Here is a 25,009-nt window from a genome sequence, read left to right on the forward strand (position 1 = left end):
GATGGACCACCGACTCTCCCCCGAACTGGAAGAACTCCGCCGTACCGTCGAGGAGTTCGCGCACGACGTCGTGGCGCCCAAGATCGGCGACTTCTACGAGCGGCACGAGTTCCCGTACGAGATCGTCCGTGAGATGGGCCGCATGGGGCTGTTCGGGCTGCCGTTCCCAGAGGAGTACGGCGGCATGGGCGGCGACTATCTGGCCCTCGGCATCGCGCTGGAGGAGCTGGCGCGGGTCGACTCGTCGGTCGCCATCACCCTGGAGGCGGGCGTCTCGCTGGGCGCGATGCCGATCCACCTGTTCGGCACCGAGGAGCAGAAGCGGCAGTGGCTGCCCCGGCTGTGCTCCGGCGAGGTCCTCGGCGCGTTCGGGCTGACCGAGCCCGGCGGCGGCTCGGACGCGGGCGCCACCCGGACGACGGCCCGCCTCGACCCGGAGACGGACGAGTGGGTGATCAACGGCAGCAAGTGCTTCATCACCAACTCGGGCACGGACATCACAGGCCTGGTCACGGTCACCGCGGTGACGGGACGCAAGGCGGACGGCAGGCCGCTGATCTCCGCGATCATCGTGCCGTCCGGCACCCCCGGCTTCACGGTCGCCGCCCCGTACTCCAAGGTCGGCTGGAACGCCTCGGACACCCGTGAGCTGTCCTTCTCCGACGTCCGTGTCCCGGCCGCGAATCTGCTCGGCGAACAGGGCCGCGGCTACGCCCAGTTCCTGCGCATCCTGGACGAGGGCCGGATCGCCATCGCCGCCCTCGCCACCGGGCTGGCGCAGGGCTGTGTGGACGAGTCGGTGAAGTACGCGAAGGAACGCGAGGCCTTCGGCCGCCCCATCGGCGCCAACCAGGCCATCCAGTTCAAGATCGCCGACATGGACATGAAAGCCCACACCGCCCGCCTCGCCTGGCGCGACGCGGCCTCCCGCCTCGTCTCCGGCGACCCCTTCAAGAAGGAGGCGGCCCTCGCCAAGCTGTACTCGTCCACGATCGCCGTGGACAACGCCCGCGACGCCACCCAGATCCACGGCGGCTACGGCTTCATGAACGAGTACCCGGTCGCCCGCATGTGGCGCGACTCCAAGATCCTGGAGATCGGCGAGGGCACCAGCGAGGTCCAGCGGATGCTGATCGCGAGGGAGTTGGGCCTGGCGGGCTGATTCCGGTCGCCAGTCCGCGTCGACCCGCGTCCGCCGGGGCGGAGCGGGCCGGCGAACGTCGGGAGTCGGCCGCCGTCAGCCGAGGACGGAGCGGGCCGACGGCTGCCGGGAGTCGGCCGCCGAGCCTTGTCGGCCGCCCGGCCCTACCGGCCCAACCGCCCCCGCAGCCGCCGGATCCGGCGGTTGTCGGCGACCGCGTCCCGGAGCCGACGCCCGGTGCCGGCCTGGTACGCCGGGCCCTCCAGACGCAGCAGGGAACCGTCACGGACCACGGCGTACGCGACCGGGGTGTCCGCCTTCGGGAAAGTGACCGGGTGACGTCCGGCGGGAAGCTTGAGGCGGGTGGGCAGGCGCAGTCGTGCCGTTCCGTCGGCTCCGGGGGCCAGTTTCGCCTCGACCGTCAGGGTGGACACGGTGACCTGGACGGGAAGCGGGGCGCCCGGCGCGGCGGCCATGTACGGCAGCCCGAGCGACCGCTGGGCACGCGAGGTGTTCGCGGAGACGACACCGTTGGTGTCAGGCCCGAGCCTGCGCAGACGCTGGTCCAGGTCGAGGGCGAGCTGACCCTTGCCCTTGGTCCAGTACGGCAGGGCGAGCCGCCCGCCGGTCAGCGCCGGGCCCGCGGCCGGACCGCCCGCAGTGCCGCCGCCGGTCACACGGACCATCCGGTCGACGCCCAGCAACATGACGTGCGCCCACAGGTCGTGAACCCCGCGCTTCAGTGGCCGGCCGCCCGCCAGCCGCTCCGGGTCGAGACGCAGCCGCCCGGACACGACGAGCCGCGACCGCCCCTTGCCGAGCGGCTGCAGCCGCACCTCCGGGTCGCCCTCCGGGTACCACCAGTCCTCCCGGTCCCGGTCCTTCACCACCAGCTCCGCGTGCGCCCGCCGGAACGGGTCGGGAACCTCCCAGCCGTCCTCCGTCCCCGGCACGCCGTCCAGCAGCTCCGGGTCCAGCCACCACGTCCCGTCCCGCTCGACGAGGACCAGCGGTTCGCCGTCCCCACGCAGCAGGTCCAGGGTGACGTCGGCGACCAGGCAGCCGTCCTCCCACCGCGGTTCGCCGACCAGGCCGCGTGCCGTCACGTCGCGGACGCGCTCCGCGAGCGTCACCGCCCCGTCGAAGTCCCCGCGTTCCAGCAGTTCGGCCCGCAGCCGTGACACTGCGGGCAGCCCCTCCCGCACGGCCGCCGGGAACTCCTCCCGCGCCACCTCCCGGGCCGCCTCGAAGCGCTGCCGCTGCTCGGCCGGGTCCTCGCGCAGGATCTCCGGCTCACGGGTCCGGGAGAGGATCTCCACGTGGTAGAGGCGGTGCAGCAGCCGGTTCTGCAGTGCGTCGATGTCGTCGGAAGGAGTGGTGCCGTCCTTGATCTGGCGGACGATGGTGCGCAGGTTGGGCCAGAACCCGTGCCGGGGGTTGAACCGGTGCCGGGTGTTGTTGCCGCCGTCGTCCCGCTTCATCCAGTAGTAGCAGGGGTAGTCGGCGAGTATCGAGATCCGTTCGGCCTTCAGGTAGGCGGCGCTGACGAAGGCCAGGTCCTCCATGATCCACGGCCCCTCCGGGAACCGCAGCCCGTGTTCCTCGACGAACGCCCGCCGGAACATCTTGTGCGGCGACAAGCTCTGCATCAGCTCGTCGTTCTCGATCGTGCAGGCGTCCACCGTGTGCCGGAACAGCCGCCGGGGCCGCGCCATGTCGGTGGACATCTTGCCGATGACCACGTCGGCGTCGTTGCGCGTCGCGTGCTCGTACAGCCGCTCCAGGGCCTCGGGCCCGAGCGTGTCGTCATGGTCGACGAACTGGATGTACTCGCCCTTGGCGTGCCGCATACCGAGGTTGCGCGGCGCACCCGGCCACCCCGAGTTCGCCATGGTGTGCACCTGGACGTTCGGATGCGCGGCCGCGATCTTCTCCAGCCGGGCCGGAGTGTCGTCCGTCGACCCGTCGTCGACGTAGATCACCTCGTACTCGTCGGCCGCCAGGCTCTGCCCCAGCAGCGACGGCGCGCACTCGTCGACGTACTTCCCGGTGTTGTAGACGGGAACGATGACGCTGACCTTGACTCTCGGCATTCCACGGACCTTACCTGCCGACCCGGGCGCCGACGGATTTCTTGCCTTCGAGCAGGGCACGGAGGGCCTGACCAACTCGCGGGTCGACATGGCAGGCGCGTCGAGCGTCGCGTACGACTCCACCCTTCGCGTCGCCGAGGTCAGGGATGGCCGCCGCATCGAGCAGCCCGCACCACGCCCGCGCGGGCATCGCTCCACACAGGACGGGCACAGGGGCCGGGTGCCCTCTGGACAAAATAGAAGGTTAGGCTAACCTAAGCCTGATCCGCCGCTCACCGTTGGCGCGCGTCCAGTTGCCCCCCGTACGCACGAAAGCAGACCCCTCCATGCCGAACGCCGGAAACGCCCATCTCTCCCGCCGCGGCCTGCTCGCCGCCGGCGGCGCGCTCGGCCTCGGCGCCTTCCTGGCCGCGTGCGGCGACAGTGACGCGGAGAGCGGCGGCTCGGACTCGACGGCGCCCTCCAAAGCCGCCGGGCCGTGGTCTTTCAAGGACGACCGCGGTACGACGGTGAAGCTGGACGAGGTCCCGACGAAGACAGTCGCCTTCACCGGGGTCGCCGCCGCCCTCTTCGACTACGGCATCGAGATCACGGGCGTGTTCGGCCCGACCACGACGAAGAGCGGCAAGGCCGACGTCCAGGCCGGCGACATGGACGTCAGCAAGCTGACGGTCTTCGGCAACGTGTGGGACCAGTTCAACGTCGAGAAGTACGCGGCCTTCGCACCCGAGGTCCTGATCACCACCACCTTCGACGCCGCCGGCACCCTCTGGTACGTGCCCGAGGCGTCGAAGGACAAGATCGCCAAGCTGGCCCCGAGCGTCGCGATCTCCGTCTACGACCGTCAGCTGACCAAGCCGCTCGCCCGCATGTGGGAGCTGGCCGAGTCGCTCGGCGCGGACATGACGGCCGCCAAGGTCACCGACGCCAAGAAGCGTTTCGAGGCCGCCTCGGAGCGGCTGCGCAAGGCCGCCAAGGCCCGGCCCGAGATCAAGGTGCTGGCGGGTTCGGCCGCCGAGACCTCGTTCTACGTCTCCGGCACCAACCTCTCCGTCGACCTGGAGTACTTCAAGGCCCTCGGCGTGAACTTCGTCGAGCCGCCGGAGTCCGCGAAGAAGCCGACCGGCGGCTGGTACGAGACGCTGAGCTGGGAGAACGTCGACAAGTACCCGGCCGACATCATCATGATGGACGACCGCACCGCGACGATCCAGCCCGCCGACATCACCGAGGCGACCTGGAAGAAGCTGCCTGCCGTCAAGGCCGGGCAGGTCATCTCGCGCTCTCCGGAGCCGATTCTGTCGTACGACAAGTGCGTGCCGATGGTGGAGAACCTCGCGAAGGCCATCGAGGGCGCGAAGAAGGTCGGTTGAACCGCGCACCCAGGTAAGCGTCCCTGACGTCGATTCAGGAGTTACCCCATGACCACCGCAGTAGCCGCTCCGTTCCGTTTCTTCTCCCTCCAGGTCGTGCGGACGATGCGGCTGGGGCCGTCTCTGGTCCGGGTGAGCTTCGGCGGGGAGGATCTGCGCGCCTTCCTCTCCGACGGGCGGGACCAGTCGCTGTCGCTGTTCCTCCCGCACCCCGGTCAGTCCGAGCCCCGCGTCCCGATCGAGCTGGGTGACGGCTGGTGGCAGGGCTGGCGCGAACTCCCCGACGACGTACGGGCGGTGATGCGCTCGTACACGCTGCGGGACCTTCGGCGCGGGCCCGACGGGCACACCGTCGAGATCGACATCGACTTCGTGCTGCACACTCCGGCCGGCCCGGCCTCCGCGTGGGCGGCGCGGGCCGCCGCCGGTGACAAGGTGCTGCTGATCGGGCCGGCGGTCGCGGACAACCGGGCGATCCGTTTCCGGCCTCCGGAGGACACCGATCTGGTGGTGGTCTGGGGTGACGAGACCGCCGTGCCCGCCGCCTGTTCCATCGTCGAGTCGTTGCCGGCCGGCACCCGTGCCCGGGTCTGGCTGGAGGTGCCGCACGCCGGTGACGTACAGGACCTGGTGACCTCGGCGGATGCCGAGATCACCTGGCTGGTGCGGGACGAAAGCCACGCCACGGGCTCCCCGCTCGCGCTCGACCCCATCCGCGCCTGCCACCTGCCGCCCGCCGAGCGGCCGTACGTCTGGATCGCGGGCGAGTCCGGCTGCGTGAAGGAGCTGCGCCGGCACTTCGTGCGGGAGCGGGAGTTCGACCGGCGCAGGGTCACCTTCGTGGGTTACTGGCGGCAGGGCCTTTCCGAGGAGGAGCTCCGCGAGCAGGAGTGAAACCGCCTTGCTCGCCCCCTCCAACTCCCTTACTACAGGCCCGAGTTCAGAGTGACGGCGGTCACGGCAGAGGCAGGGTTTCGTCGCGTGAATTAGGTTAGGCTAACCTAAGTTAAAGCCGAGGCTCCGTCCTGCTCCCCGCCCCCCACGGACCGTCCCCACCGGAGGACCCGCACATGCGCTCGCACCTGCTCAACGACACGACCGCGGAGCACTACCGACGCTCCGTGACCGAGGGAATCGAGCGGGTGGCGGCCAAACTCGCCACCACGTCCCGTCCGTTCACCGGAGTCAGCGTCGACGCCCTCTCCCCGCGCATCGACGAGATCGACCTCGACCAGCCGCTGCACGACACGGCGGCGGTGCTCGACGAACTGGAGGACGTCTACCTCCGGGACGCGGTCTACTTCCACCACCCCCGCTACCTCGCCCACCTCAACTGCCCGGTCGTCATCCCGGCCGTGGTCGGCGAGGCGGTCCTCTCCGCGGTCAACTCCTCCCTGGACACCTGGGACCAGTCGGCGGGCGGCACCCTCATCGAGCGCAAGCTCATCGACTGGACCGCGGGCCGCATCGGGCTCGGCGAGAACGCCGACGGTGTCTTCACCTCCGGCGGCACCCAGTCCAACCTGCAGGCGCTGCTGCTGGCCCGCGAGGAGGCCAAGAGCGACAGCCTGGCCACACTGCGCGTCTTCGCATCCGAGGTCAGCCACTTCAGTGTGAAGAAGTCCGCGAAACTGCTGGGCCTGGGCCAGGACGCCGTGGTGTCGATCCCCGTCGGCGCCGACAAGCGGATGCAGACCGTCGCGCTCGCCCACGAGCTGGAGCGCTGCAAGCAGGACGGCCTGGTCCCCATGGCCGTCGTCGCGACCGCCGGCACCACGGACTTCGGCTCCATCGACCCGCTGCCCGAGATCGCCGAGCTGTGTGCCCAGTACGGCGTGTGGATGCACGTCGACGCCGCCTACGGATGCGGACTGCTCGCCTCCGTGCGGCACCGGGACCGCATCGACGGCATCGAGCGCGCCGACTCGGTCACCGTCGACTACCACAAGTCCTTCTTCCAGCCGGTGAGTTCGTCCGCGGTGCTGGTCAAGGACGCGGCCACCCTGCGCCACGCCACCTACCACGCGGAGTACCTCAACCCCCGCCGGATGGTGCAGGAGCGCATCCCCAACCAGGTCGACAAGTCCCTCCAGACCACCCGCCGCTTCGACGCCCTCAAGCTGTGGATGACCCTGCGGGTGATGGGCGCCGACGGCATCGGGCAGCTCTTCGACGAGGTCTGCGACCTGGCGGTGGCGGGCTGGGAACTGCTGACGGCCGACCCCCGCTTCGACGTCGTCGTCGAGCCGGCCCTCTCCACCCTCGTCTTCCGTCACATCCCGGCCGCCGTCACCGACCCCGCCGAGATCGACCGCGCCAACCTGTACGCCCGCAAGGCCCTGTTCGCCTCCGGGGACGCGATCGTCGCGGGCACCAAGGTCGACGGCCGGCACTACCTGAAGTTCACCCTGCTCAACCCCGAGACGACGGTCGACGACATCGCCGGCGTCCTCGACCTGATCGCCGGCCACGCCGAGCAGTACCTGGGAGAGTCCCTTGACCGCGCGTCCTGAAAACCCGGCCCCTTCTTACGCGACTCACGACTTCGTGGGGATCGGGCTCGGCCCCTTCAACCTCGGCCTGGCCTGCCTCACCGAGCCCATCGCCGAACTCGACGGTGTCTTCCTGGAGTCGAAGCCCGACTTCGAGTGGCACGCCGGCATGTTCCTGGACGGCGCCCACCTCCAGACCCCGTTCATGTCGGACCTGGTCACCCTCGCCGACCCGACCTCGCCGTACTCCTTCCTCAACTACCTGAAGGAGAAGGGCCGACTGTACTCGTTCTACATCCGCGAGAACTTCTACCCCCTGCGGGTCGAGTACGACGACTACTGCCGCTGGGCCGCGAACAAGCTGAGCAGCGTCCGCTTCGGCACGACGGTCACCGAGGTCACGTACGACGAAGGGGCCGAGGTCTACGTCGTGCGGACCGCCGCCGGCGACGAGTTCCGCGCCCGGCACCTGGTCCTCGGCACCGGCACCCCGCCCCACGTCCCCGAGGCCTGCCAGGGCCTGGGCGGCGACTTCCTCCACAACTCCCGCTATCTGGAGCACCGGGCCGAGCTCCAGCGCAAGGAGTCGATCACGCTGGTGGGCTCCGGGCAGTCCGCCGCCGAGATCTACCACGACCTGCTCGGCGAGATCGACGTCCACGGCTACCGGCTGAACTGGGTCACCCGCTCCCCGCGCTTCTTCCCGCTGGAGTACACGAAACTCACGCTGGAGATGACGAGCCCGGAGTACGTCGACTACTACCACGCACTCCCGGAGCAGACCCGCTACCGCCTCACGGCCGAGCAGAAGGGCCTGTTCAAGGGCATCGACGGCGACCTCATCAACGAGATCTTCGACCTGCTGTACCAGAAGAACCTCGGCGGTCCGGTGCCCACCCGCCTGCTGACCAACTCCGCCCTCACCGGCGCCCGGTACGACAACGGCACGTACACCCTCTCCTTCCGCCAGGAGGAGCAGGGCAAGGACTACGAGATCGAGTCCCAGGGCCTGATCCTGGCCACCGGCTACCACTACGCCGAGCCGGAGTTCCTGAGGCCCGTCAAGAGCCGCCTGCGCTACGACTCCCGGGGCAACTTCGACGTCGGACGCAACTACGCCATCGACGTCACCGGACGCGGCGTCTTCCTGCAGAACGCCGGCGTCCACACCCACAGCGTCACCAGCCCCGACCTGGGCATGGGTGCGTACCGCAACAGCTGCATCATCCGTGAGCTGCTCGGCACGGAGTACTACCCGGTCGAGAAGACGATCGCGTTCCAGGAGTTCGCCGTATGACCTTCACCTTCCGCCCCCTCGACCCCCTGAGCGACGCCGAGCTGCTGCACTCCTGGGTCACGCACCCCAAGGCGGCCTTCTGGATGATGCAGGACGCGAAGCTGGAGGACGTCGAGCGGGCGTACATGGAGATCGCCGCCGACGAGCACCACCACGCCCTGCTCGGCCTGCACGACGGCGAACCGGCGTTCCTGATGGAGAAGTACGACCCCGCCCAACGCGAACTGGTCGGCCTCTACGAGCCCCGGCCCGGCGACGTCGGCATGCACTTCCTGGTCGCGCCCACCGACCGGCCCGTGCACGGCTTCACCCGGGCGGTCATCACGGCCGTGATGGCGCACCTCTTCGAGGACCCGGCGGTGGCACGCGTCGTCGTCGAGCCGGACGTGTCCAACAAGGCCGTGCACGCCCTGAACGAGGCCGTCGGGTTCGTGCCCGAGCGGGAGATACAGAAGCCGGAGAAGAAGGCGTTGCTGAGCTTCTGCACCCGGGAGCGGTTCGCTGCGGCCACGGCGGTGTCCGCATGACCCTCGCCGACGCCGTGTCCCACCTCTCCCCCGAACGCTGGGAGAAGGCCAACCGTCTCCTCGTGCGCAAGGCCCTCGCGGAGTTCGCGCACGAGCGGCTGGTCACGCCGGAGGAAGCCGACGGGCGGTACGTCGTCAGCAGCGACGACGGCCTCACCCGCTACCGCTTCTCGGCCACCCGCCGGGCGCTCGACCACTGGCAGGTGGACGCCGACTCGATCACCCGTACCCGCGACGGCGAGGACCTCCCGGTCGACGCCCTGGACTTCTTCATCGAGCTGAGGAAGGCGCTGGGCCTGAGCGACGAGATCCTGCCGGTCTACCTGGAGGAGATCTCCTCCACCCTCTCGAGCACCTGCTACAAGCTCACCAAGCCGCAGGTCCCGGTCGCCGAGCTGGCGCGGTCCGGCTTCCAGGCCATCGAGACCGGCATGACCGAGGGCCACCCCTGCTTCGTCGCCAACAACGGGCGGCTCGGCTTCGGGATCCACGAGTACCTCTCGTACGCCCCCGAGACCGCGAGCCCGGTCCGCCTGGTGTGGCTGGCCGCGCACCGCTCTCGGGCGGCGTTCACGGCGGGTGTCGGGATCGAGTACGAGTCCTTCGTACGGGAGGAGCTGGGCGAGGAGACGGTCGAGCGGTTCGAGAAGCAGCTCACCGACCGGGGCCTCGACCCCGACGACTACCTCCTGATACCCGTCCACCCCTGGCAGTGGTGGAACAAGCTCACCGTCACCTTCGCCGCCGAGGTCGCCCGTGGCCACCTCGTGTGTCTGGGCGAGGGCGAGGACGAGTACCTGGCCCAGCAGTCCATCCGGACCTTCTTCAACACGTCCCACCCCGAGAAGCACTATGTGAAGACGGCCCTGTCCGTGCTCAACATGGGCTTCATGCGCGGGCTTTCGGCCGCGTACATGGAGGCGACCCCGGCGATCAACGACTGGCTCGCCCAGCTGATCGAGGGCGACCCCGTGCTGAAGTCGACGGGCCTCACGATCATCCGGGAGCGGGCGGCCGTGGGCTACCGGCACCTGGAGTACGAGCAGGCGACCGACCGCTACTCGCCGTACCGCAAGATGCTGGCCGCGCTGTGGCGGGAGAGCCCGGTCCCGTCCCTCCGTAACGGCGAGTCCCTCGCCACGATGGCCTCCCTCGTGCACGTGGACCACCAGGGCGCCTCCTTCGCGGGCGCCCTGATCGAGCGGTCCGGGCTGCCGCCCAAGGAGTGGCTGCGCCGCTACCTGAAGGCGTACTACACCCCGTTGTTGCACAGCTTCTACGCCTACGACCTGGTCTACATGCCGCACGGCGAGAACGTGATCCTGGTCCTGAAGGACGGCGTGGTGCAGCGCGCGATCTACAAGGACATCGCCGAGGAGATCGCCGTCATGGACCCGGACGCGGTGCTGCCGCCGACGGTGGAGCGGCTGCGCGTCGAGGTCCCGGACGACAAGAAGCTCCTGTCCGTCTTCACGGACGTCTTCGACTGCTTCTTCCGCTTCCTCGCCGCGAACCTCGCCACCGAGCATATCCTGGAGGAGGAGGACTTCTGGCGCACGGTCGCCGAGGTCACCCGTGACTACCAGCGGTCGGTGCCCGAACTCGGCGACAAGTTCAAGCGGTACGACATGTTCGCCCCCGAGTTCGCGCTGTCCTGCCTGAACCGGCTCCAGCTGCGCGACAACAGGCAGATGGTGGACCTGGCGGATCCGTCCGGAGCGCTCCAGCTGGTCGGGAATCTTCAGAACCCCATCGCGGGGCTGTAGGCCCCCGACCGAAGGACGGGCTCCCCGGAGTACGGTCCTCCGGGGTGCCCGTCCGCTCGGACGCTTCAACTACCGTGTGGGCCAAGGGACTTCGGGTGCCCGGTAGTACCCGATCCCCAACGCGTCCCACCGCGGCCCCTGCGCGGCCAGCCGCACCTTGTAGGCGTCCCAGTCGTGCGTGGCCGCCGGCGACCAGCCGAGCTCGGCGGCGCCCGCGAGCCGCGGGAAGGCCATGTACTCGAGGTCCGCGCTCGTCGCGAGCGTCTCGGTCCACAGCGGCGCCTCGACGCCCTGTACGGCCGACGCGGGTGCCCCCGGCAGATAGGCGCCCGGATCCCAGTCGTAGGCCCGCTTCACGTCGACGTGTCCCGCCCAGTCCAGCCCCAGGGGTGTGTCCTCGTCGTACTTCATGTCGAGGTAGATCCGGTCGGCGGGCGAGAGGATGAGCCCGGTGCCGTTCTGTGCGGCCTTGGCCACCTGGGCCTTCTCCTCGGCGGTGTCTGAGTCGAGTCCCCAGTACTGGGCGAGCGCGCCCTTGGCCGGGGTCGCGCCGGTCAGCTGGTGCCAGCCGATCACCGTCTTGCCGTACTTGGCGACGATGGGCTGGACCCGGTCCATGAACTTGACGTAGTCCTCGTGGCTCGTGGAGTCCGCCTCGTCGCCGCCGATGTGCAGGTAGCGGCCCGGGGTGAGGGCGGCCAGCTCCCGGATGACGTCGTCCACGAAGTCGTACGTGATCTCCTTCCGCACGCACAGCGAGCTGAAGCCGACCTCGGTGCCGGTGTAGAGCGGGGGCGCGACACCGTCGCAGTTCAGGTCGGCGTAGGAGGCGAGGGCCGCGTTGGTGTGGCCCGGCATGTCGATCTCCGGGACGACCTCCAGGTAGCGGGAGGCCGCGTACCGGACGATCTCCTGGTAGTCGGCCTTCGTGTAGAAGCCGCCGGGGCCGCCGCCGACCTCGGTGGAGCCGCCGTGGGTGGTCAGGCGCGGCCAGGAGTCGATGGCTATGCGCCAGCCCTGGTCGTCGCTGAGGTGCAGGTGCAGCTTGTTGACCTTGTAGAGGGCGAGTTGGTCGATGGTGCGCTTGACCTGGTCGACGGTGAAGAAGTGCCGGGAGACGTCGAGCATCGCGCCGCGCCAGCCGTAGCGCGGGGTGTCCCGGACGGTGCCGCCCACGACCAGCCAGGGGCCGGGCTGCACGGTGTCCTTCTCGACGGCCGCGGGCAGGAGCTGGCGCAGGGTCTGGACGCCGTGGAAGAGCCCGGCGGGCTGGGCGGCGGTGATGGTGACGCCCTTGGCGCCGCTGTCGAGGCGGTATCCCTCGGCGCCGAAGGGGCCCTTGGCCAGGCGCAGTTGGATGCCGCCGCGGCCGCGGGTGGTGACGGGGAGGCGGTAGCCGGTGGAGGGGCGCAGCAGCTGGGCGAGGTAGGCGCCGATCCCGCGTGCCTCGCGGGAGTCGTCGACGCGGATGTGCGTGTCACTGGTGATGCGGTACGGCGATCCTCCGGGTGTGACCGAGGCGGGCGCCGGGACCACTCGGTCGAGCGGGGTGGCGGCCGGTGTCCCGGCGGCCGGTGCCGCGGCGACGGAGAAGGCGCCCGCCGTCGCGACGAGCAGCAGTGAACCGAGAAGACGGGTCGTGCTGTGGTGCTGTCTCACCAGCGATCCCTCCCTGAGGTCTATAGGTATGGACCAATCCTGCCTCGGAACCGGTGAAACAATCCCCTCATGGCGGAAATCCTCCAGAAGGACGGCACTTGGGCGTTCGACGGTGATGCCCTGAGGCTGACTCCCGGACTTGACAAGAACGTCAGCCTGCTCCGCAGGACGCTCGGTGAACTCGTCGTCCCCCTGGGCGCGTTGGCGGGCATCTCCTTCGAACAGGGCAAGAAGAGCGGGCGGCTTCGGCTGCGGCTGCGGGACGGCGCCGATCCGCTGCTGCTGGCCACCGGCGGCCGGCTCACCGAGCCGCACGACCCGTACCAGCTGGTCGTCGAGTCCGACCGCTACGGCGTCGCGGAGTACTTCGTGGACGAGGTGCGGGGCGCGCTGCTCCTGGACCGGGTTCCGGCCGACCCGGTGGACACGTATCTGCTGCCGGGCCCGGCCGTGCCGATCTCGGTCTCCGCCGGGGACGGCACCGCGAGCTTCGACGGCGAGCAGGTCCGGCTGGAATGGAACTGGAAGACGGAGGACGCCAAGGCCGCCGCCGGCGCCCGCACCCTCGCTCTCTCCGAGATCACCGCCGTGGAGTGGTACCCGGGGGCGGGTCTGGAGAACGGCCATCTCCGCTTCACCGTGAGGAACGCCCCGACCAAGGCCCCGCCGAAGTACGACCCGAACGCCGTGGAGCTGTGGAACTTCCGCAGGGACCCGCTGATGGCCCTGGTCGCGGCGGCCGTCCAGGTACGGCTGCCGCATCCGGCGACCCAGACGAAGGACGTACGGCCCACCCGGCCCGAGGCGCTCGCCGCGCCCGCGCCCGCCGTCGAGGACGACCACGACGCGGTGCTGCGGCGGCTGCGCGAACTGGGCGAGCTGCACCGCTCGGGTGTGCTCACCGACGAGGAGTTCGCGGTGGCCAAGCAGGCGATCCTCAAGACGATGTGAGGACCGCCCGCCCGCTGTGCGCCCCGCCTTCCGGGCACACGCACCTCGGCTAGAGCCCTACTTGGCCTTGCGCGCCACCGTGAAGTGGTCGACCCGCGCGCCGCTCTCCGCGATGCCCCGCACCGTCAGCGTGGCCGTGCGGCCCCTGGCGGCCGGGGTGACGTCCACGCGCAGGAAGGAGTAGTCGAGGTAGCGCACCCGGGACCAGGTGACGGTCTCGTTCTGCTTGCCGTCCTTGGTGTTGATGAACGAGGCCACGGAGTCGACCTCGTTCTCGTGGCCCTCGTAGGACAGCGGGGCGCTGAACGCGTACAGGCTGCGGCCTGCCGCGCCCGCCGTCACGTACACGACACCGTCGGTCTCGGGGTACGCCGTGCCGCCGATCGGAAGCTTCTTGGTGACCTTGCCCGCCTTGATGACGTCGGTGCGCTCGTACTGGTGGTTGTGACCGTTGATCACCAGGTCCACGGTGTACTTCTCGAACAGCGGCACCCACTCCTGGCGCACACCGCCCTCCGAGGCGTGCGCGGTGGAGGTGCAGTAGGCGCAGTGGTGGAAGAAGATCACGATGAAGTCGACGTCGTCGCACGCCCGGAACTTCTTCAGCTGGGCTTCCAGCCAAGTGGTCTGGGTGCCGCCGGAGATGCCGAGGTTGGCCGGGATCTCGAAGGAGATGTCGTTGGCGTCGAGCGAGATGACCGCCGTGTTGCCGTAGACGAAGGAGTAGACGCCGGGGAGGTTCTTCTTGTCGGGCCCGTTGTCCGGCAGGGTCCAGCGGGCCTCCTCGCCGCCGTAGCCGTTGGGCGAGTACCAGGCCTCCATGTCGTGGTTGCCGTAGGCCGGCATCCACGGGACGGACTTGGCGACGGACTCGGTCTGGGCGAGGAACTGGTCCCACACCCGCGAGTCGAAGCCGGTGTCCGTGCTCTTGCCCTGGCCGGCCGGGTCGCCGTAGGCGATGTCTCCGGCGTGCAGGTGGAAGGCCGGGTTCTGGCCGAGAAGCAGGCTGTTGTTGCCCAGCGCGTGGTAGCTGACACCCTCGTCGCCGAAGGCCGTGAAGGTGAACGGCGCCTTGTGGGCGGGGGCGGTGGTGAAGGTGCCCAGGGTGCCGAGCAGGTGCGGTTCGGCCGGGTCGAAGCCGGCGTGGCCGACGCCGTAGTAGTAGGTCTGGCCGGGGCGCAGGTGGGTGAGCTTGGCGTGCAGGTAGTACTGGGTGTGGTCGCCGCTGGCGCCGACACCGGCCGGGGTGTACAGGGTGCGCACCTCGGCCTCGATCTTGCGGGAGAGGTCCCAGGGGCGGGCGCCGATCCGGATGAAGGGCTTCTTGACGGCGACCGGGACCTGCCAGGAGACGGTGATCTCGGTGCGCGGGTCGTTGCCGTAGGCGAGGTGCCGGCCGAAGGGGGCGACGAGCGCGCCGTCGACGGTCTCCGTGCTGACGGCCGTCTGTGTCGGTACGGCCGCCTGGGCGGTCGCACCCGGCACGAACGCGCCACCGGCGACGGCGCCCAGCGTGACCGCGCCGCCTCTGATCATCGTGCGCCGCGAGAATCTGGCGCGCAGGTATTCGTGCTGCTCTGCCATGTTCATGCGCTCGGCCAGCTGCTCGGGTACTCCCATGCGAGGAATGTCCATGGCGTCTGAAACTCGTCCCCCCAGGCGACGGAGCGCAAGACGCCGGATGGACGACGCGAGAACAGGTCCTCATGACAGATTCAACGTTCGACCAAAGATCGCCAACAAAGGCCTGCCCGGAATCGGGCAGGATTCTTGCGAAAGCGCCGTCAGTCCTCCAGGATCTACCGGGTGCACGACGAACTCGTTGATCATCTGACGCGGTCCACGCCCCTGAGCCGGGGCGAGGCACTGCGGGTGATCCAGGACGTGCTCGCCTACTTCGACGAGACGACCGAGGAATTCGTCCGTCGCCGCCACCGCGAGTTGCAGGCCCAGGGCCTGGTGAACGCGGAGATCTTCGAACGGATCGCGGCGGATCTCAAATACCGCGCGGTGGCACCGGCGGAGCTCACGCTCCGGCAGCTGCGCCGCATCGTCTACGGCTGAGGGACACATCTGTATGTGCGGAATCGTGGGTTACATCGGGAAGCGTGACGTCGCTCCCCTGCTCCTGGAGGGCCTGCAGCGCCTGGAGTACCGCGGCTACGACTCGGCCGGCATCGTCGTCACCTCTCCGAAGACGTCCGGCCTGAAGATGGTCAAGGCCAAGGGTCGGGTCCGTGACCTGGAGGCCAAGGTTCCGGCGCGCTTCAAGGGCACCACCGGCATCGCCCACACCCGCTGGGCCACCCACGGCGCCCCCTCCGACGTGAACGCCCACCCGCACCTGGACGCCGAGGGCAAGGTCGCCGTCGTCCACAACGGCATCATCGACAACGCCTCCGACCTGCGCCGCAAACTGGAGGCGGACGGCGTCGAGTTCCTCTCCGAGACCGACACCGAGGTCCTGGTCCACCTCATCGCCCGCGCGCAGAACGAGAAGCTCGAGGACAAGGTCCGCGAGACCCTGCGGGTCGTCGAGGGCACGTACGGGATCGCCGTCCTGCACGCCGACTTCCCCGACCGGATCGTGGTGGCCCGCAACGGCTCCCCGGTCGTCCTCGGCATCGGCGAGAAGGAGATGTTCGTCGCCTCGGACATCGCCGCCCTGGTCGCCCACACCCGCCAGATCGTCACCCTGGACGACGGCGAGATGGCCACCCTCAAGGCCGACGACTTCCGCACCTACACCACCGAGGGCACCCGCACCACCGCCGAGCCGACCACCGTGGAGTGGGAGGCCGCCTCCTACGACATGGGCGGCCACGACACCTACATGCACAAGGAGATCCACGAGCAGGCCGACGCCGTGGACCGCGTGCTGCGCGGCCGCATCGACGACCGCTTCTCCACCGTGCACCTCGGCGGCCTGAACCTCGACGCCCGCGAGGCGCGTCAGATCCGCCGCGTGAAGATCCTCGGCTGCGGCACCTCGTACCACGCGGGCATGATCGGCGCCCAGATGATCGAGGAGCTGGCCCGCATCCCCGCCGACGCCGAGCCCGCCTCCGAGTTCCGCTACCGCAACGCGGTCGTCGACCCCGACACCCTCTACGTCGCCGTCTCCCAGTCCGGTGAGACGTACGACGTGCTGGCGGCCGTCCAGGAGCTGAAGCGCAAGGGCGCCCGGGTGCTGGGCGTGGTCAACGTGGTCGGCTCGGCGATCGCCCGCGAGGCCGACGGCGGCATCTACGTGCACGCGGGCCCCGAGGTCTGCGTGGTCTCGACGAAGTGCTTCACCAACACCACGGTCGCCTTCGCCCTGCTCGCCCTCCACCTGGGCCGCACCCGCGACCTCTCGGTCCGCGACGGCAAGCGGATCATCGAGGGCCTGCGCAAACTGCCCGGCCAGATCACCGAGATCCTGGAGCAGGAGGACGAGATCAAGAAGCTGGCCGACCAGTACGCCGAGGCCAGCTCCATGCTCTTCATCGGCCGCGTCCGGGGCTACCCGGTGGCCCGCGAGGCCTCCCTGAAGCTCAAGGAGGTCTCGTACATCCACGCCGAGGCCTACCCCGCCTCGGAGTTGAAGCACGGCCCGCTCGCCCTCATCGAGCCCGCCCTGCCCACGGTCGCGATCGTCCCCGACGACGACCTCCTGGAGAAGAACCGCGCCGCCCTGGAGGAGATCAAGGCCCGCAGCGGCAGGATCCTCGCCGTGGCCCACGAGTGCCAGGAAAAGGCCGACCAGACCATCGTCGTCCCGAAGAACGAGGACGAACTCGACCCCATCCTCCTGGGCATCCCCCTCCAACTCCTCGCCTACCACACGGCGTTGACCCTGGGCAGGGACATCGACAAGCCCAGGAACCTCGCCAAGTCGGTGACGGTCGAGTAGCGCCCCAAAGGGGCGCGGGGAACTGCGCGAGCAACCCCAACGCACCCGCAGAGGCCGAACAAAGAGGACGGCCCCCACGTGTTGCCACCAACACGCGGGGGCCGTCCCATCGCCGGGGAGCCGCCCAACCCCCCAGCCGGCGGCAGCTACCCCGTGGCCGTCACGCCCCGGCCCGCCGCGCGTCGCGGGAGGGCGGTCGGCCAGTGGGCCAGCGCCGCGGTCGCCGCGTACCAGGCCACCGCCCCGGCCGCCACGGCGAACCAGCCCCCGACCTTCACGAGAGAGTCGTTGTCGGCGAACCTCGCGACGGCGAGCAGGACCAGCGAGACGAAGAACAACCCGTAGGCGCCCCGGCCCAGCGGGTCGCCGCCGGCGACGGTGAGGGACAGCGCCACGAGGGCGAACAGAAGCAGGAACAGTCCGGCCGCGTTGGCAGACACCTGGTTGTCGGCCGACACGGCCCACGTGAACCAGAGGGCGCCGAGCGCCGAGAAAGCCGTCCCACTGCCGGAGTCACCGTCGCGGAACGCCATCAGTCCGGCGACGAAGAGGGCAACTCCGCCCACGTACTGGGCGATTGATACAGCGTCAGCGGCCGTCACACCGTCGATGACGTCGGTGTACCCGAGGCCGAAGGCCAACAGCGTGATGCCGAGCGCGAGTCGGCCGACGATCGTGGTGGTACTTCCCGCGGAGACGTCGTTGTCCACGGCGGGCTCCCTTCATGCTGTGCGGTTGTGCGGTGCCCGGTATATGCCCTTCACAAGGGCACAAACACATCTACGCACGAGTAGATTTACGCGGCGCACAAAGGGAGTCGGCACTACCCAGGACTCATCTCACCTGGGAGAACGGCGAGTTACGGGATGACAACGACAGAAGCGCGGGGGCTTACGGGATGACGATCACGGGCCGCTTCGCCCGCTTCGCGAGCCGCCCCGCGACCGAGCCGAAGATCCGGCCGACGATGCCGTGGGTCGACCCGACGACGATCGCGTTCGCCTCGTACTCGCGCCCCACCTCTTCGAGCTCGTGGCAGATGTCGCCGCCGCGCTCGACAAGGATCCAGGGCACTTCGGCGAGGTAGTCCGCGCAGGCGAGTTCGAGACCGAGGACCTCGGTGCGGTGGTCCGGCACGTCGACGAAGACCGGGGGCTCACAGCCCGCCCACACGGTGGTGGGCAGCCGGTTGGCGACATGGACGATGATCAGGGCCGATCCGGAGCGATGAGCCATGCCGATGGCGTACGCGAGGGCGCGCTCACTGGACGTGGAGCCGTCGAAGCCGACCACGACGCCGTGCTTGAAAGCGGGGTCGCAGGAATGGCGTGGCTCTTCCGCCGCCAGGGGCTCGGCCGCCGTGGGATCGGCGACGGGCCGCTTGCGGTCCGCGGGTTCGAAGAATTCGTGACCGGCCATGGCTGTCTCGGCGTTGTGATCCTTTTTGGGAGGGACGACAGTGTGCGGCGGAGCTGTGTCCGGGAATCATCTTCCCGACCCCATACCCTCAAGGGTACGGCGGCACGCCTCCTTAGCCCAGTTCCCGCCCACGGTCCGTGGGGGTTCCAGGGAGCATGCACGAGGGGGCGCCGGTAACGCAATGGTTGCTGCGCTGTACAGGCGGTTTGCACGGGGCCGACCTGCCGACCCCCTGCCGGGCCCACCGTCAACGGCGGACCGTGGCCGAGAGGCAGTGCCCCGGCGGGCCGTTGCCGAACTGACAGTGTCCGGCCGGCAGACACAGAGTGACCGATGGATCGAACACGCGTTGAACCCCCTGAGCCACGCCCCAGGGAGCACGCATGTCCGGTCCCAGACCCCGTCCCGAGTCCCCCCGCGCGGCCTCACCCGGCCAGGACTCCGCCACGGAGGTCATCCGCTGGGCGGCCTTCAGCTGCGTCCTGGTCCCCGTGGTCCTCCTGTGGTTCGGCACCTCGCTGGCCGGCGCCACCGGCGCCGCGCTCGGTCTGGCCGCCGTGACCGCGGCCTGCCGTATCCTCCTGCGCCAGTCGGAACGCGGCGCGGCCCGCCCGGTTCCGCATGAGCGCAATCCCCGTGGCGGCTCCCACCACGGCCGCTCGCACGTCCGCCATCACCGGGCCGGAGTGGGAGCACACCGAGGCGGACGTCACAGCGGGGGAAATACACCGGTCGGCTGACCGGTTTCCGCGCACACGGCCGACTCTTTTCAGCCAACTTCCGACCCCCGCGCACCCCTTGGCCGAACCACCCCCCAACCCCCGTTCCACCTGCACGGAAAGGGTCTTCGGGGGTCTGCGCACCCTACGTGGATTGGCCACTGCGACAAGGCGCACTTCCCTGCACGCCCCACGAGTGCAACGCTTCGTGATCGAATGCTTCACGCCAAGTTGCCAAGTCGACAATGTGCCGGATGACGGACTTGTCACGACGACACCACAGCACGCAGTAGATTCGATCTTGACTGTCTTACGGCGGGGGACTCGTGCAGGACCAAGGGGAAACGTGCAGGAGCGACACAACCGAGGAGCCGCGACCACCGAGGGGGGCTTAGCAGTATGAGCCACGACGCCACCGCCACGCCGGAAGCCGCCGCCCGGAAACTGTCCGGGCGACGCCGCAAGGAGATCGTCGCGGTGCTGCTGTTCAGCGGCGGCCCCATCTTCGAGAGTTCCATACCGCTTTCGGTGTTCGGGATCGACCGCCAGGACGCCGGAGTGCCGCGCTACCGACTGCTGGTGAGCGCCGGTGAGGAAGGCCCGCTGCGGACCACAGGGGGCCTGGAACTCACCGCGCCGCATGGCCTGGAAGCGATCTCCCGGGCGGGCACCGTCGTCGTGCCGGCCTGGCGTTCGATCACCTCTCCGCCACCGGAGGAAGCACTCGACGCGCTGCGCCGCGCGCACGAGGAGGGGGCCCGCATCGTGGGGCTGTGCACCGGCGCCTTCGTCCTCGCGGCGGCGGGCCTGCTGGACGGCCGCCCCCGCGACCACACACTGGATGTACGCGCCGACGCTGGCCAAGCGCTACCCGTCGGTGCACGTGGATCCGCGCGAGCTGTTCGTGGACGACGGCGACGTCCTGACGTCCGCGGGTACGGCGGCCGGAATCGACCTCTGTCTCCACATCGTGCGGACGGACCACGGCAACGAGGCGGCGGGCGCGCTGGCCCGGCGCCTGGTGGTGCCGCCGCGCCGGTCGGGCGGCCAGGAGCGCTACCTCGACAGGTCTTTACCCGAGGAGATCGGCGCCGACCCGCTCGCCGAGGTCGTCGCCTGGGCGCTGGAGCACCTCCACGAGCAGTTCGACGTGGAGACGCTGGCCGCCCGCGCGTACATGAGCCGTCGTACGTTCGACCGCCGGTTCCGCTCGCTGACGGGCAGTGCCCCGCTGCAGTGGCTGATCACGCAGCGCGTCCTGCAGGCCCAGCGGCTGCTGGAGACGTCGGACTACTCGGTGGACGAGGTCGCGGGGCGCTGCGGCTTCCGCTCGCCGGTGGCGCTGCGCGGACACTTCCGCCGCCAGCTGGGTTCGTCCCCGGCCGCCTACCGGGCCGCGTACCGCGCCCGCAGGCCGCAGGGGGACCGACCGCCGGTGGACGGCGACGGCGTGGCAGCGGCGGCCGGTCAGCCGAGCGCGTCGGCGGCCGCGCTGCACCAGGACGGCGGCGGGCCGGTCCCGCTCCAGAGCCGCCGTACGTCGGCGCCCAGCCCGGTGGGGACGTCAGGTTCTCTGACATCGTCGTCATCGTCTTCGAGTTCCTCGTCGGCCTCGGAGAACGGTCGCGAGGCGTACGCGGGGAGCCGGGCGAGTCTGCCGGGGCAGCGCAGCGGCATGTGAGGTCCGGTTCGGCCGGTGGCGGCGGCGGCGCGGGGAGGTTCTCGCCCCCGCCGCCCCTGCCCTCCCCCTCCGTCCCGGGGGCTGCCGCTCCCCAGCAAGGTCAGGGCCGGCACCGGGCATCCCGGAAGGCGGACGTCAGCCGTAGGGTGGTCGCATGAATGATCGCATGGTGTGGATCGACTGCGAGATGACCGGCCTCTCGCTGTCCGACGACGCGCTCATCGAGGTCGCCGCCCTCGTCACCGACTCCGAGCTCAACATCCTCGGCGACGGTGTGGACATCGTCATCCGCCCGCCGGACCAGGCACTGGAGACGATGCCGGAGGTGGTGCGTCAGATGCACACCGCGTCCGGACTGCTCACGGAGCTGTCCGGCGGTACGACGCTCACGGACGCCGAGGAGCAGGTCCTCGCCTATGTGAGGGAGCACGTCAAGGAACCCGGCAAGGCCCCCCTGTGCGGCAACTCGGTCGGCACCGACCGCGGGTTCCTGCTGCGGGACATGCCGACGCTGGAGGACTACCTCCACTACCGCATCGTCGACGTCTCCAGCATCAAGGAGCTCGCCCGGCGCTGGTACCCGCGGGCGTACTTCAACAGCCCGCAGAAGAACGGCAACCACCGCGCCCTCGCCGACATCCGCGAGTCCATCGCGGAACTGCGCTACTACCGCGAGGCCGTCTTCGTACCGCAGCCGGGCCCGGACTCCGACACCGCGAAGACGATCGCCGCCAAGTACGTCCTGCCCGCGCAGTAGCGCAGGTCAGAAGCCCTCGAAGGGGCACCGGGAAAGCCTGGCGCGAGCACCCCTTCGGACCCTGTACACTTTTTCTCGGCCGGTCGGGGAAACCCGGGCCGCCGACATGGTGGGTGTAGCTCAGCTGGTAGAGCACCTGGTTGTGGTCCAGGATGCCGCGGGTTCGAGTCCCGTCACTCACCCTGAGTCATCAGCCGGTGACCTTGGAGACAAGGTCACCGGCTGATCGCGTTCCGTACGCCGAACCCCTCCACAGCACCACACAGCCCCCTTGAGGCCCCCGTGCAGGCCGACCCCATCAGCACCGCCCGCCTCGACCTCCTCCCGCTGCGCGTCGAGCACGCCGAGGAGATGGCCGTCGTCCTGTCCGATCCGGCGCTGCACGCGTTCATCGGCGGCGCGCCCCTCACCGCCGAGGACCTGCGGACCCGCTACGAGCGCCTCGTCGCCGGCGCGCCCGAGCCGGGTGTCTCCTGGTGCAACTGGGTGCTGCGGTCGCGCGAGGAACCCCGCCTCATCGGCACCGTCCAGGCAACGGTCACCGGTCGGCACGCCGCGGAGATCGCCTGGATCGTGGGCACACCCTGGCAGGGCCGCGGATTCGCCTCCGAGGCGGCGCGCGGGCTGGTCACCTGGCTCGTGGGGCGGTACGTCCGTACGGTCGTCGCCCACATCCACCCCGACCACCGCGCGTCGGCGGCCGTCGCCGAGGCGGCCGGGCTGTCCCCCACGGACGAGACGCACGACGGCGAGACCCTCTGGCGGCTGGCGCTACGGCCCTGACGCCCACGGCTCCGACGCCGCCCGCCACGCCGCCGCCAACTCCCTTGCCCCGCCGAAGCGTTCGCCGGGATCGGCACGGGTGGCGCGTTCGATGACCGTCAGCTGCGCGGCCGTACCAAGGAAGGCGCGCTCGTCGTCGCCCGCGTCCAGGAGGAGACGGGCGGTGCGGCCGAGGACGTAGACCGTGGTGCGGATGTCGATGACCGCGCCCCGCCGCCACTCCTCCGGCGCCATGAAGCGCCGGGAGCCGGGGAGACGGTCCGCCGCCGGCACGAACGGGCCCGGGCGGTACTCGCCCGCCCGCCAGGGCATCACCGTCGCCGTACGGCCGTCCCGTACCGCGATCCGGTGCAGGTGCGGCACGATCACCGGATGCCGGACCGCCCGGTGGAAGGCCCAGGCCCGGTCGAGCGAGCGTCGGGCGGGGCCGGTGGTGGCCTCCTTGACGCACCAGCGGGTGCCGTCCGGGAGGCGGACGCCGTGCGAGACGCAGCCCGAGTCCTGGGTGCCGAGGGCACGGAAGACACTGAACACCTCACCCACTGTGCGCAGGCGGGGTTCGAGGTCGGGGACCTGGTCGACGTCCAGCAGTGGATGAGGGCTCATGGGGCTCAGCGTATGGTCGGCATAAGAGCCGTTCGTGAGGTTGGGAGGCTCGTCATGCGGGCCTGGCGGCACGTTCCCCGGTGGCGGGTGCTGACCTGGGTGCTTCTCGGGTTCAACCTGGGCATGCTGCTGTGGCTCGTGATCGCTCTGGACGCGGCGAGCAAGGGGTGCGTCGGAAGGCTGTGCGGGGGCGCCACCAATCCGGACTCCCTCCTCGGCGCCTGGCTGGTGATCTTCTTCTGGCTGGCCGGAGTCGTGATCCTGGGCATCGCCTGGTTCACCACCCACCGCACCGAACGGCCCCAGCGACGACCGCACCGGGGATGGCACCGGAGTGACCTCGCGGGGCGGGGCCGCCGGCGTCATCCGTGAAGCTCCGTCAGGACGACCGCCGCGGCACCAGTTCCGTCGCCGGTACCACCTTCCGCCGGCGGGCGACGGCGGAGTCGTCGTAGCCGACGAGGGCGACGTCGTCGGGGATGCGGCGGCCCTCCTCGCGCAGGACCTGGCCGGCGCCGGCCGCCATCACGTCCGAGCCGGCGAAGACCGCGTCAAGGTCGGGGCGGCGGGCTGAGTTGTACGTGTACGGGCTGTCGTTTTCCGGTTGTTCGACAAGGCCGCGGAAGACGGCTGAATGTGCCGTAGATTCACAAGGAAATTATCGCGCGGAAAAGTGCGGGGATTCCCGGTCGCAGTGGCCGCATAGCCGCAGGGATGGCCGGGCGATTACCGTGGTGGCCCTGGACAGGCCGTCCCACCGGGGGTGGGACGGCGCCACGCAACGGGGAGCAAGGTATGAGCAAGCGCAGCACGCTCGGCGGGAGCGCGCACGCCGACCGGGTGTTTCGGGTCCAGCGGGCGTTCACCGAGGTCGAAGGGCAGATGCACGGCCCGGGCGAGTTAGCCGAAGTGACGGGGCTGGACGACTCCACGGTCCACCGCATTCTCCAGTCCGGCGTGTACGACGGCATCTTCGCCCGCGAGGGGCACGGTCTGTACCGGCTGGGCGCCGGTGCCGCGCGGCTCGGGCTGAAATCCGTGGCCCACGCGCCCAACGAGCGTGTCGTGCACGCCGTTCTGGAGGACCTGCGCGCCGCCACCGACGGGGGGCTGGCGTTCCTGTTCGCCCTGGCGCCCTTCGGCGGGGCCGGCAAGCAGTGCCTGGACATGGCCGTCGGCACCTCGGACCTGTCGGAACTCGGCATCAGTCCCAGGGCGTTGCTGGAGAGCTTCCGCTCGCTGCGCACGGGCGCGGCGGGGCGGGCCGTCCTCGCGTACCTCCCGAAGGTCATTCAGGACCGGGTCCTGGCCGAGCCGGTCCCCGACGGCGCGGGGCCCGGCGCGTACCGCGACAACGGGCGGCTGCTCGCCTCCCTAGAGTCGGTCCGCAAGGACGGGCTCGCGGTCGACGCCGAGGAGTGGGCGGCGGGTTGGGCCGGCTGCGCGGCGCCCGTCCGGTGGGACGGGCTGATCATGGGATCCGTGGCCGTGCTCAAGCCCCTGCACGACCTGTCGGCCTGGCCCGCGGCTGCCGTACAGGCCGTGAAGCAGGCCGCCGCGCGCTTCACGCCGGCGGACGACCACGGGCCCTGGTCCGCGGAGGCGCCGGGTTCCTACTGAGCGACCTCCGGCCCGCGCACAGACAGGGCACCCGGCTGTTTCCGGCCGGGTGCCCTGTTTTATCAGGGACCCCATCAGACACTCCATCCACCCACCGGGGAAACTTCCGTCCGTCGTTAAAATGATTCCGCGTACCCGCAATGAGCAGCGGCATTCACGTAATCTCACCCTTCTCGTGAGGCGGGATTTCGGCGCATTTCTCGCCCCGCGGGATAGTTATGATTTCCCTT

21 protein-coding genes, 1 tRNA gene and 2 pseudogenes are annotated in these 25,009 nt (G+C 70.0%); 17 read left to right on the forward strand and 7 right to left on the reverse strand.

The window, feature by feature from the left end; genetic code table 11:
* Position 1: 1 nt before the first annotated feature.
* A complete protein-coding gene (locus ACIBK3_RS23865; RefSeq protein WP_399368486.1) occupies positions 2-1,162 on the forward strand; it encodes an acyl-CoA dehydrogenase family protein in 1,161 nt (386 codons plus the stop codon).
* 143 nt (positions 1,163-1,305) lie between these two features.
* Here the strand turns inward: ACIBK3_RS23865 and ACIBK3_RS23870 are convergent, their stop codons facing one another.
* A complete protein-coding gene (locus tag ACIBK3_RS23870; RefSeq protein ID WP_399368488.1) occupies positions 1,306-3,234 on the reverse strand; it encodes a glycosyltransferase family 2 protein in 1,929 nt (642 codons plus the stop codon).
* A 326-nt stretch (positions 3,235-3,560) separates the two neighbouring features.
* Between ACIBK3_RS23870 and ACIBK3_RS23875 the strand changes: the two genes are divergently transcribed.
* From ACIBK3_RS23875 to ACIBK3_RS23900, 6 genes are all read left to right on the forward strand, one after another.
* Positions 3,561-4,607, forward strand: a complete 1,047-nt coding sequence (locus tag ACIBK3_RS23875) for an ABC transporter substrate-binding protein (RefSeq protein WP_399368490.1) — start codon at positions 3,561-3,563, stop codon at positions 4,605-4,607.
* 48 nt (positions 4,608-4,655) lie between these two features.
* A complete protein-coding gene (locus ACIBK3_RS23880) occupies positions 4,656-5,501 on the forward strand; it encodes a siderophore-interacting protein (protein WP_399368492.1) in 846 nt (281 codons plus the stop codon).
* Positions 5,502-5,677: 176 nt separating this feature from the next.
* Positions 5,678-7,120 carry a lysine decarboxylase DesA gene (desA, locus tag ACIBK3_RS23885; protein ID WP_399368494.1) on the forward strand — a complete coding sequence of 481 codons (1,443 nt, stop codon included), beginning with the start codon at positions 5,678-5,680 and terminating at the stop codon, positions 7,118-7,120.
* Positions 7,104-8,396 (forward strand): lysine N(6)-hydroxylase/L-ornithine N(5)-oxygenase family protein, encoded by a 1,293-nt coding sequence (locus ACIBK3_RS23890; protein ID WP_399368496.1) that lies wholly within the window; start codon positions 7,104-7,106, stop codon positions 8,394-8,396. The genes desA and ACIBK3_RS23890 overlap by 17 nt, the downstream gene beginning before the upstream one ends.
* A complete protein-coding gene (locus ACIBK3_RS23895) occupies positions 8,393-8,923 on the forward strand; it encodes a GNAT family N-acetyltransferase (protein ID WP_399368498.1) in 531 nt (176 codons plus the stop codon). Before ACIBK3_RS23890 ends, ACIBK3_RS23895 begins: the two co-directional genes overlap by 4 nt.
* On the forward strand, positions 8,920-10,689 hold the full coding sequence (locus ACIBK3_RS23900; protein WP_399368500.1) for an IucA/IucC family protein: 1,770 nt from the start codon (positions 8,920-8,922) through the stop codon (positions 10,687-10,689). Before ACIBK3_RS23895 ends, ACIBK3_RS23900 begins: the two co-directional genes overlap by 4 nt.
* 69 nt (positions 10,690-10,758) lie before the next feature.
* On the opposite strand, the gene ACIBK3_RS23905 is transcribed toward ACIBK3_RS23900, so the two are convergent.
* Positions 10,759-12,348, reverse strand: a complete 1,590-nt coding sequence (locus ACIBK3_RS23905) for a beta-N-acetylhexosaminidase (RefSeq protein ID WP_399368502.1) — start codon at positions 12,346-12,348, stop codon at positions 10,759-10,761.
* 69 nt (positions 12,349-12,417) lie between these two features.
* Here ACIBK3_RS23905 and ACIBK3_RS23910 point away from each other — a divergent pair, with 69 nt between their 5' ends.
* Complete coding sequence (locus ACIBK3_RS23910; RefSeq protein ID WP_399368504.1) at positions 12,418-13,299, forward strand: DUF4429 domain-containing protein; 882 nt, start codon at positions 12,418-12,420, stop codon at positions 13,297-13,299.
* 57 nt (positions 13,300-13,356) lie between these two features.
* On the opposite strand, the gene ACIBK3_RS23915 is transcribed toward ACIBK3_RS23910, so the two are convergent.
* Entirely contained in the window at positions 13,357-14,919 is a 1,563-nt protein-coding gene (locus tag ACIBK3_RS23915; protein WP_399368506.1) for a fibronectin type III domain-containing protein, read from the reverse strand.
* Positions 14,920-15,105: 186 nt separating this feature from the next.
* On the opposite strand from ACIBK3_RS23915, the gene ACIBK3_RS23920 reads away from it, so the two are divergent.
* Together ACIBK3_RS23920 and glmS are read left to right on the forward strand one after the other, a co-directional pair.
* Positions 15,106-15,363 (forward strand): hypothetical protein, encoded by a 258-nt coding sequence (locus ACIBK3_RS23920; RefSeq protein WP_399368919.1) that lies wholly within the window; start codon positions 15,106-15,108, stop codon positions 15,361-15,363.
* A gap of 13 nt (positions 15,364-15,376) precedes the next feature.
* Entirely contained in the window at positions 15,377-17,194 is a 1,818-nt protein-coding gene (gene glmS, locus ACIBK3_RS23925; protein WP_399368508.1) for a glutamine--fructose-6-phosphate transaminase (isomerizing), read from the forward strand.
* 146 nt (positions 17,195-17,340) lie between these two features.
* Here glmS and ACIBK3_RS23930 read toward each other — a convergent pair whose 3' ends face one another.
* Entirely contained in the window at positions 17,341-17,904 is a 564-nt protein-coding gene (locus ACIBK3_RS23930) for a GPR1/FUN34/YaaH family transporter (RefSeq protein ID WP_399368510.1), read from the reverse strand.
* Between the two features lie 181 nt (positions 17,905-18,085).
* Entirely contained in the window at positions 18,086-18,613 is a 528-nt protein-coding gene (locus tag ACIBK3_RS23935) for a universal stress protein (protein WP_399368512.1), read from the reverse strand.
* A gap of 383 nt (positions 18,614-18,996) precedes the next feature.
* Here ACIBK3_RS23935 and ACIBK3_RS23940 point away from each other — a divergent pair, with 383 nt between their 5' ends.
* From ACIBK3_RS23940 to ACIBK3_RS23960, 5 genes and pseudogenes are all read left to right on the forward strand, one after another.
* Positions 18,997-19,353 carry a hypothetical protein gene (locus tag ACIBK3_RS23940; protein WP_399368514.1) on the forward strand — a complete coding sequence of 119 codons (357 nt, stop codon included), beginning with the start codon at positions 18,997-18,999 and terminating at the stop codon, positions 19,351-19,353.
* 378 nt (positions 19,354-19,731) lie between these two features.
* A pseudogene (locus ACIBK3_RS23945) lies at positions 19,732-21,013 on the forward strand (helix-turn-helix domain-containing protein).
* A gap of 154 nt (positions 21,014-21,167) precedes the next feature.
* Complete coding sequence (orn, locus tag ACIBK3_RS23950) at positions 21,168-21,770, forward strand: oligoribonuclease (protein WP_399368516.1); 603 nt, start codon at positions 21,168-21,170, stop codon at positions 21,768-21,770.
* A gap of 109 nt (positions 21,771-21,879) precedes the next feature.
* A tRNA-His gene (locus ACIBK3_RS23955) sits at positions 21,880-21,952 on the forward strand.
* Between the two features lie 100 nt (positions 21,953-22,052).
* Entirely contained in the window at positions 22,053-22,553 is a 501-nt protein-coding gene (locus ACIBK3_RS23960) for a GNAT family N-acetyltransferase (protein ID WP_399368518.1), read from the forward strand.
* Here the strand turns inward: ACIBK3_RS23960 and ACIBK3_RS23965 are convergent.
* Positions 22,542-23,159: a serine/threonine protein kinase gene (locus tag ACIBK3_RS23965; RefSeq protein WP_399368520.1), complete on the reverse strand. Its 618-nt coding sequence runs from the start codon at positions 23,157-23,159 to the stop codon at positions 22,542-22,544. The genes ACIBK3_RS23960 and ACIBK3_RS23965 overlap by 12 nt on opposite strands.
* A 54-nt stretch (positions 23,160-23,213) precedes the next feature.
* On the opposite strand from ACIBK3_RS23965, the gene ACIBK3_RS23970 reads away from it, so the two are divergent.
* Positions 23,214-23,531, forward strand: a complete 318-nt coding sequence (locus tag ACIBK3_RS23970; protein WP_399368522.1) for a hypothetical protein — start codon at positions 23,214-23,216, stop codon at positions 23,529-23,531.
* Positions 23,532-23,538: 7 nt separating this feature from the next.
* Here the strand turns inward: ACIBK3_RS23970 and ACIBK3_RS23975 are convergent.
* Positions 23,539-23,730: pseudogene (locus ACIBK3_RS23975) on the reverse strand (substrate-binding domain-containing protein); the annotation flags it as partial.
* A 224-nt stretch (positions 23,731-23,954) separates the two neighbouring features.
* Here ACIBK3_RS23975 and ACIBK3_RS23980 point away from each other — a divergent pair.
* A complete protein-coding gene (locus ACIBK3_RS23980; RefSeq protein ID WP_399368524.1) occupies positions 23,955-24,779 on the forward strand; it encodes an IclR family transcriptional regulator C-terminal domain-containing protein in 825 nt (274 codons plus the stop codon).
* Positions 24,780-25,009 lie beyond the last annotated feature (230 nt).

It is taken from the genome of Streptomyces sp. NPDC050287 (genome assembly GCF_044459385.1).
GTDB lineage: Bacteria > Actinomycetota > Actinomycetes > Streptomycetales > Streptomycetaceae > Streptomyces.

Coding starts and splice junctions, on each gene's coding strand:
- ACIBK3_RS23865 (WP_399368486.1), top strand. CDS start 2: ATGGACCACCGACTCTCCCCCGAACTGGAAGAACTCCGCCGTACCGTC.
- ACIBK3_RS23870 (WP_399368488.1), bottom strand. CDS start 3,234: ATGCCGAGAGTCAAGGTCAGCGTCATCGTTCCCGTCTACAACACCGGG.
- ACIBK3_RS23875 (WP_399368490.1), top strand. CDS start 3,561: ATGCCGAACGCCGGAAACGCCCATCTCTCCCGCCGCGGCCTGCTCGCC.
- ACIBK3_RS23880 (WP_399368492.1), top strand. CDS start 4,656: ATGACCACCGCAGTAGCCGCTCCGTTCCGTTTCTTCTCCCTCCAGGTC.
- desA (WP_399368494.1), top strand. CDS start 5,678: ATGCGCTCGCACCTGCTCAACGACACGACCGCGGAGCACTACCGACGC.
- ACIBK3_RS23895 (WP_399368498.1), top strand. CDS start 8,393: ATGACCTTCACCTTCCGCCCCCTCGACCCCCTGAGCGACGCCGAGCTG.
- ACIBK3_RS23900 (WP_399368500.1), top strand. CDS start 8,920: ATGACCCTCGCCGACGCCGTGTCCCACCTCTCCCCCGAACGCTGGGAG.
- ACIBK3_RS23910 (WP_399368504.1), top strand. CDS start 12,418: ATGGCGGAAATCCTCCAGAAGGACGGCACTTGGGCGTTCGACGGTGAT.
- ACIBK3_RS23915 (WP_399368506.1), bottom strand. CDS start 14,919: ATGGGAGTACCCGAGCAGCTGGCCGAGCGCATGAACATGGCAGAGCAG.
- glmS (WP_399368508.1), top strand. CDS start 15,377: ATGTGCGGAATCGTGGGTTACATCGGGAAGCGTGACGTCGCTCCCCTG.
- ACIBK3_RS23935 (WP_399368512.1), bottom strand. CDS start 18,613: ATGGCCGGTCACGAATTCTTCGAACCCGCGGACCGCAAGCGGCCCGTC.
- ACIBK3_RS23940 (WP_399368514.1), top strand. CDS start 18,997: ATGTCCGGTCCCAGACCCCGTCCCGAGTCCCCCCGCGCGGCCTCACCC.
- orn (WP_399368516.1), top strand. CDS start 21,168: ATGAATGATCGCATGGTGTGGATCGACTGCGAGATGACCGGCCTCTCG.
- ACIBK3_RS23965 (WP_399368520.1), bottom strand. CDS start 23,159: ATGAGCCCTCATCCACTGCTGGACGTCGACCAGGTCCCCGACCTCGAA.
- ACIBK3_RS23970 (WP_399368522.1), top strand. CDS start 23,214: ATGCGGGCCTGGCGGCACGTTCCCCGGTGGCGGGTGCTGACCTGGGTG.
- ACIBK3_RS23980 (WP_399368524.1), top strand. CDS start 23,955: ATGAGCAAGCGCAGCACGCTCGGCGGGAGCGCGCACGCCGACCGGGTG.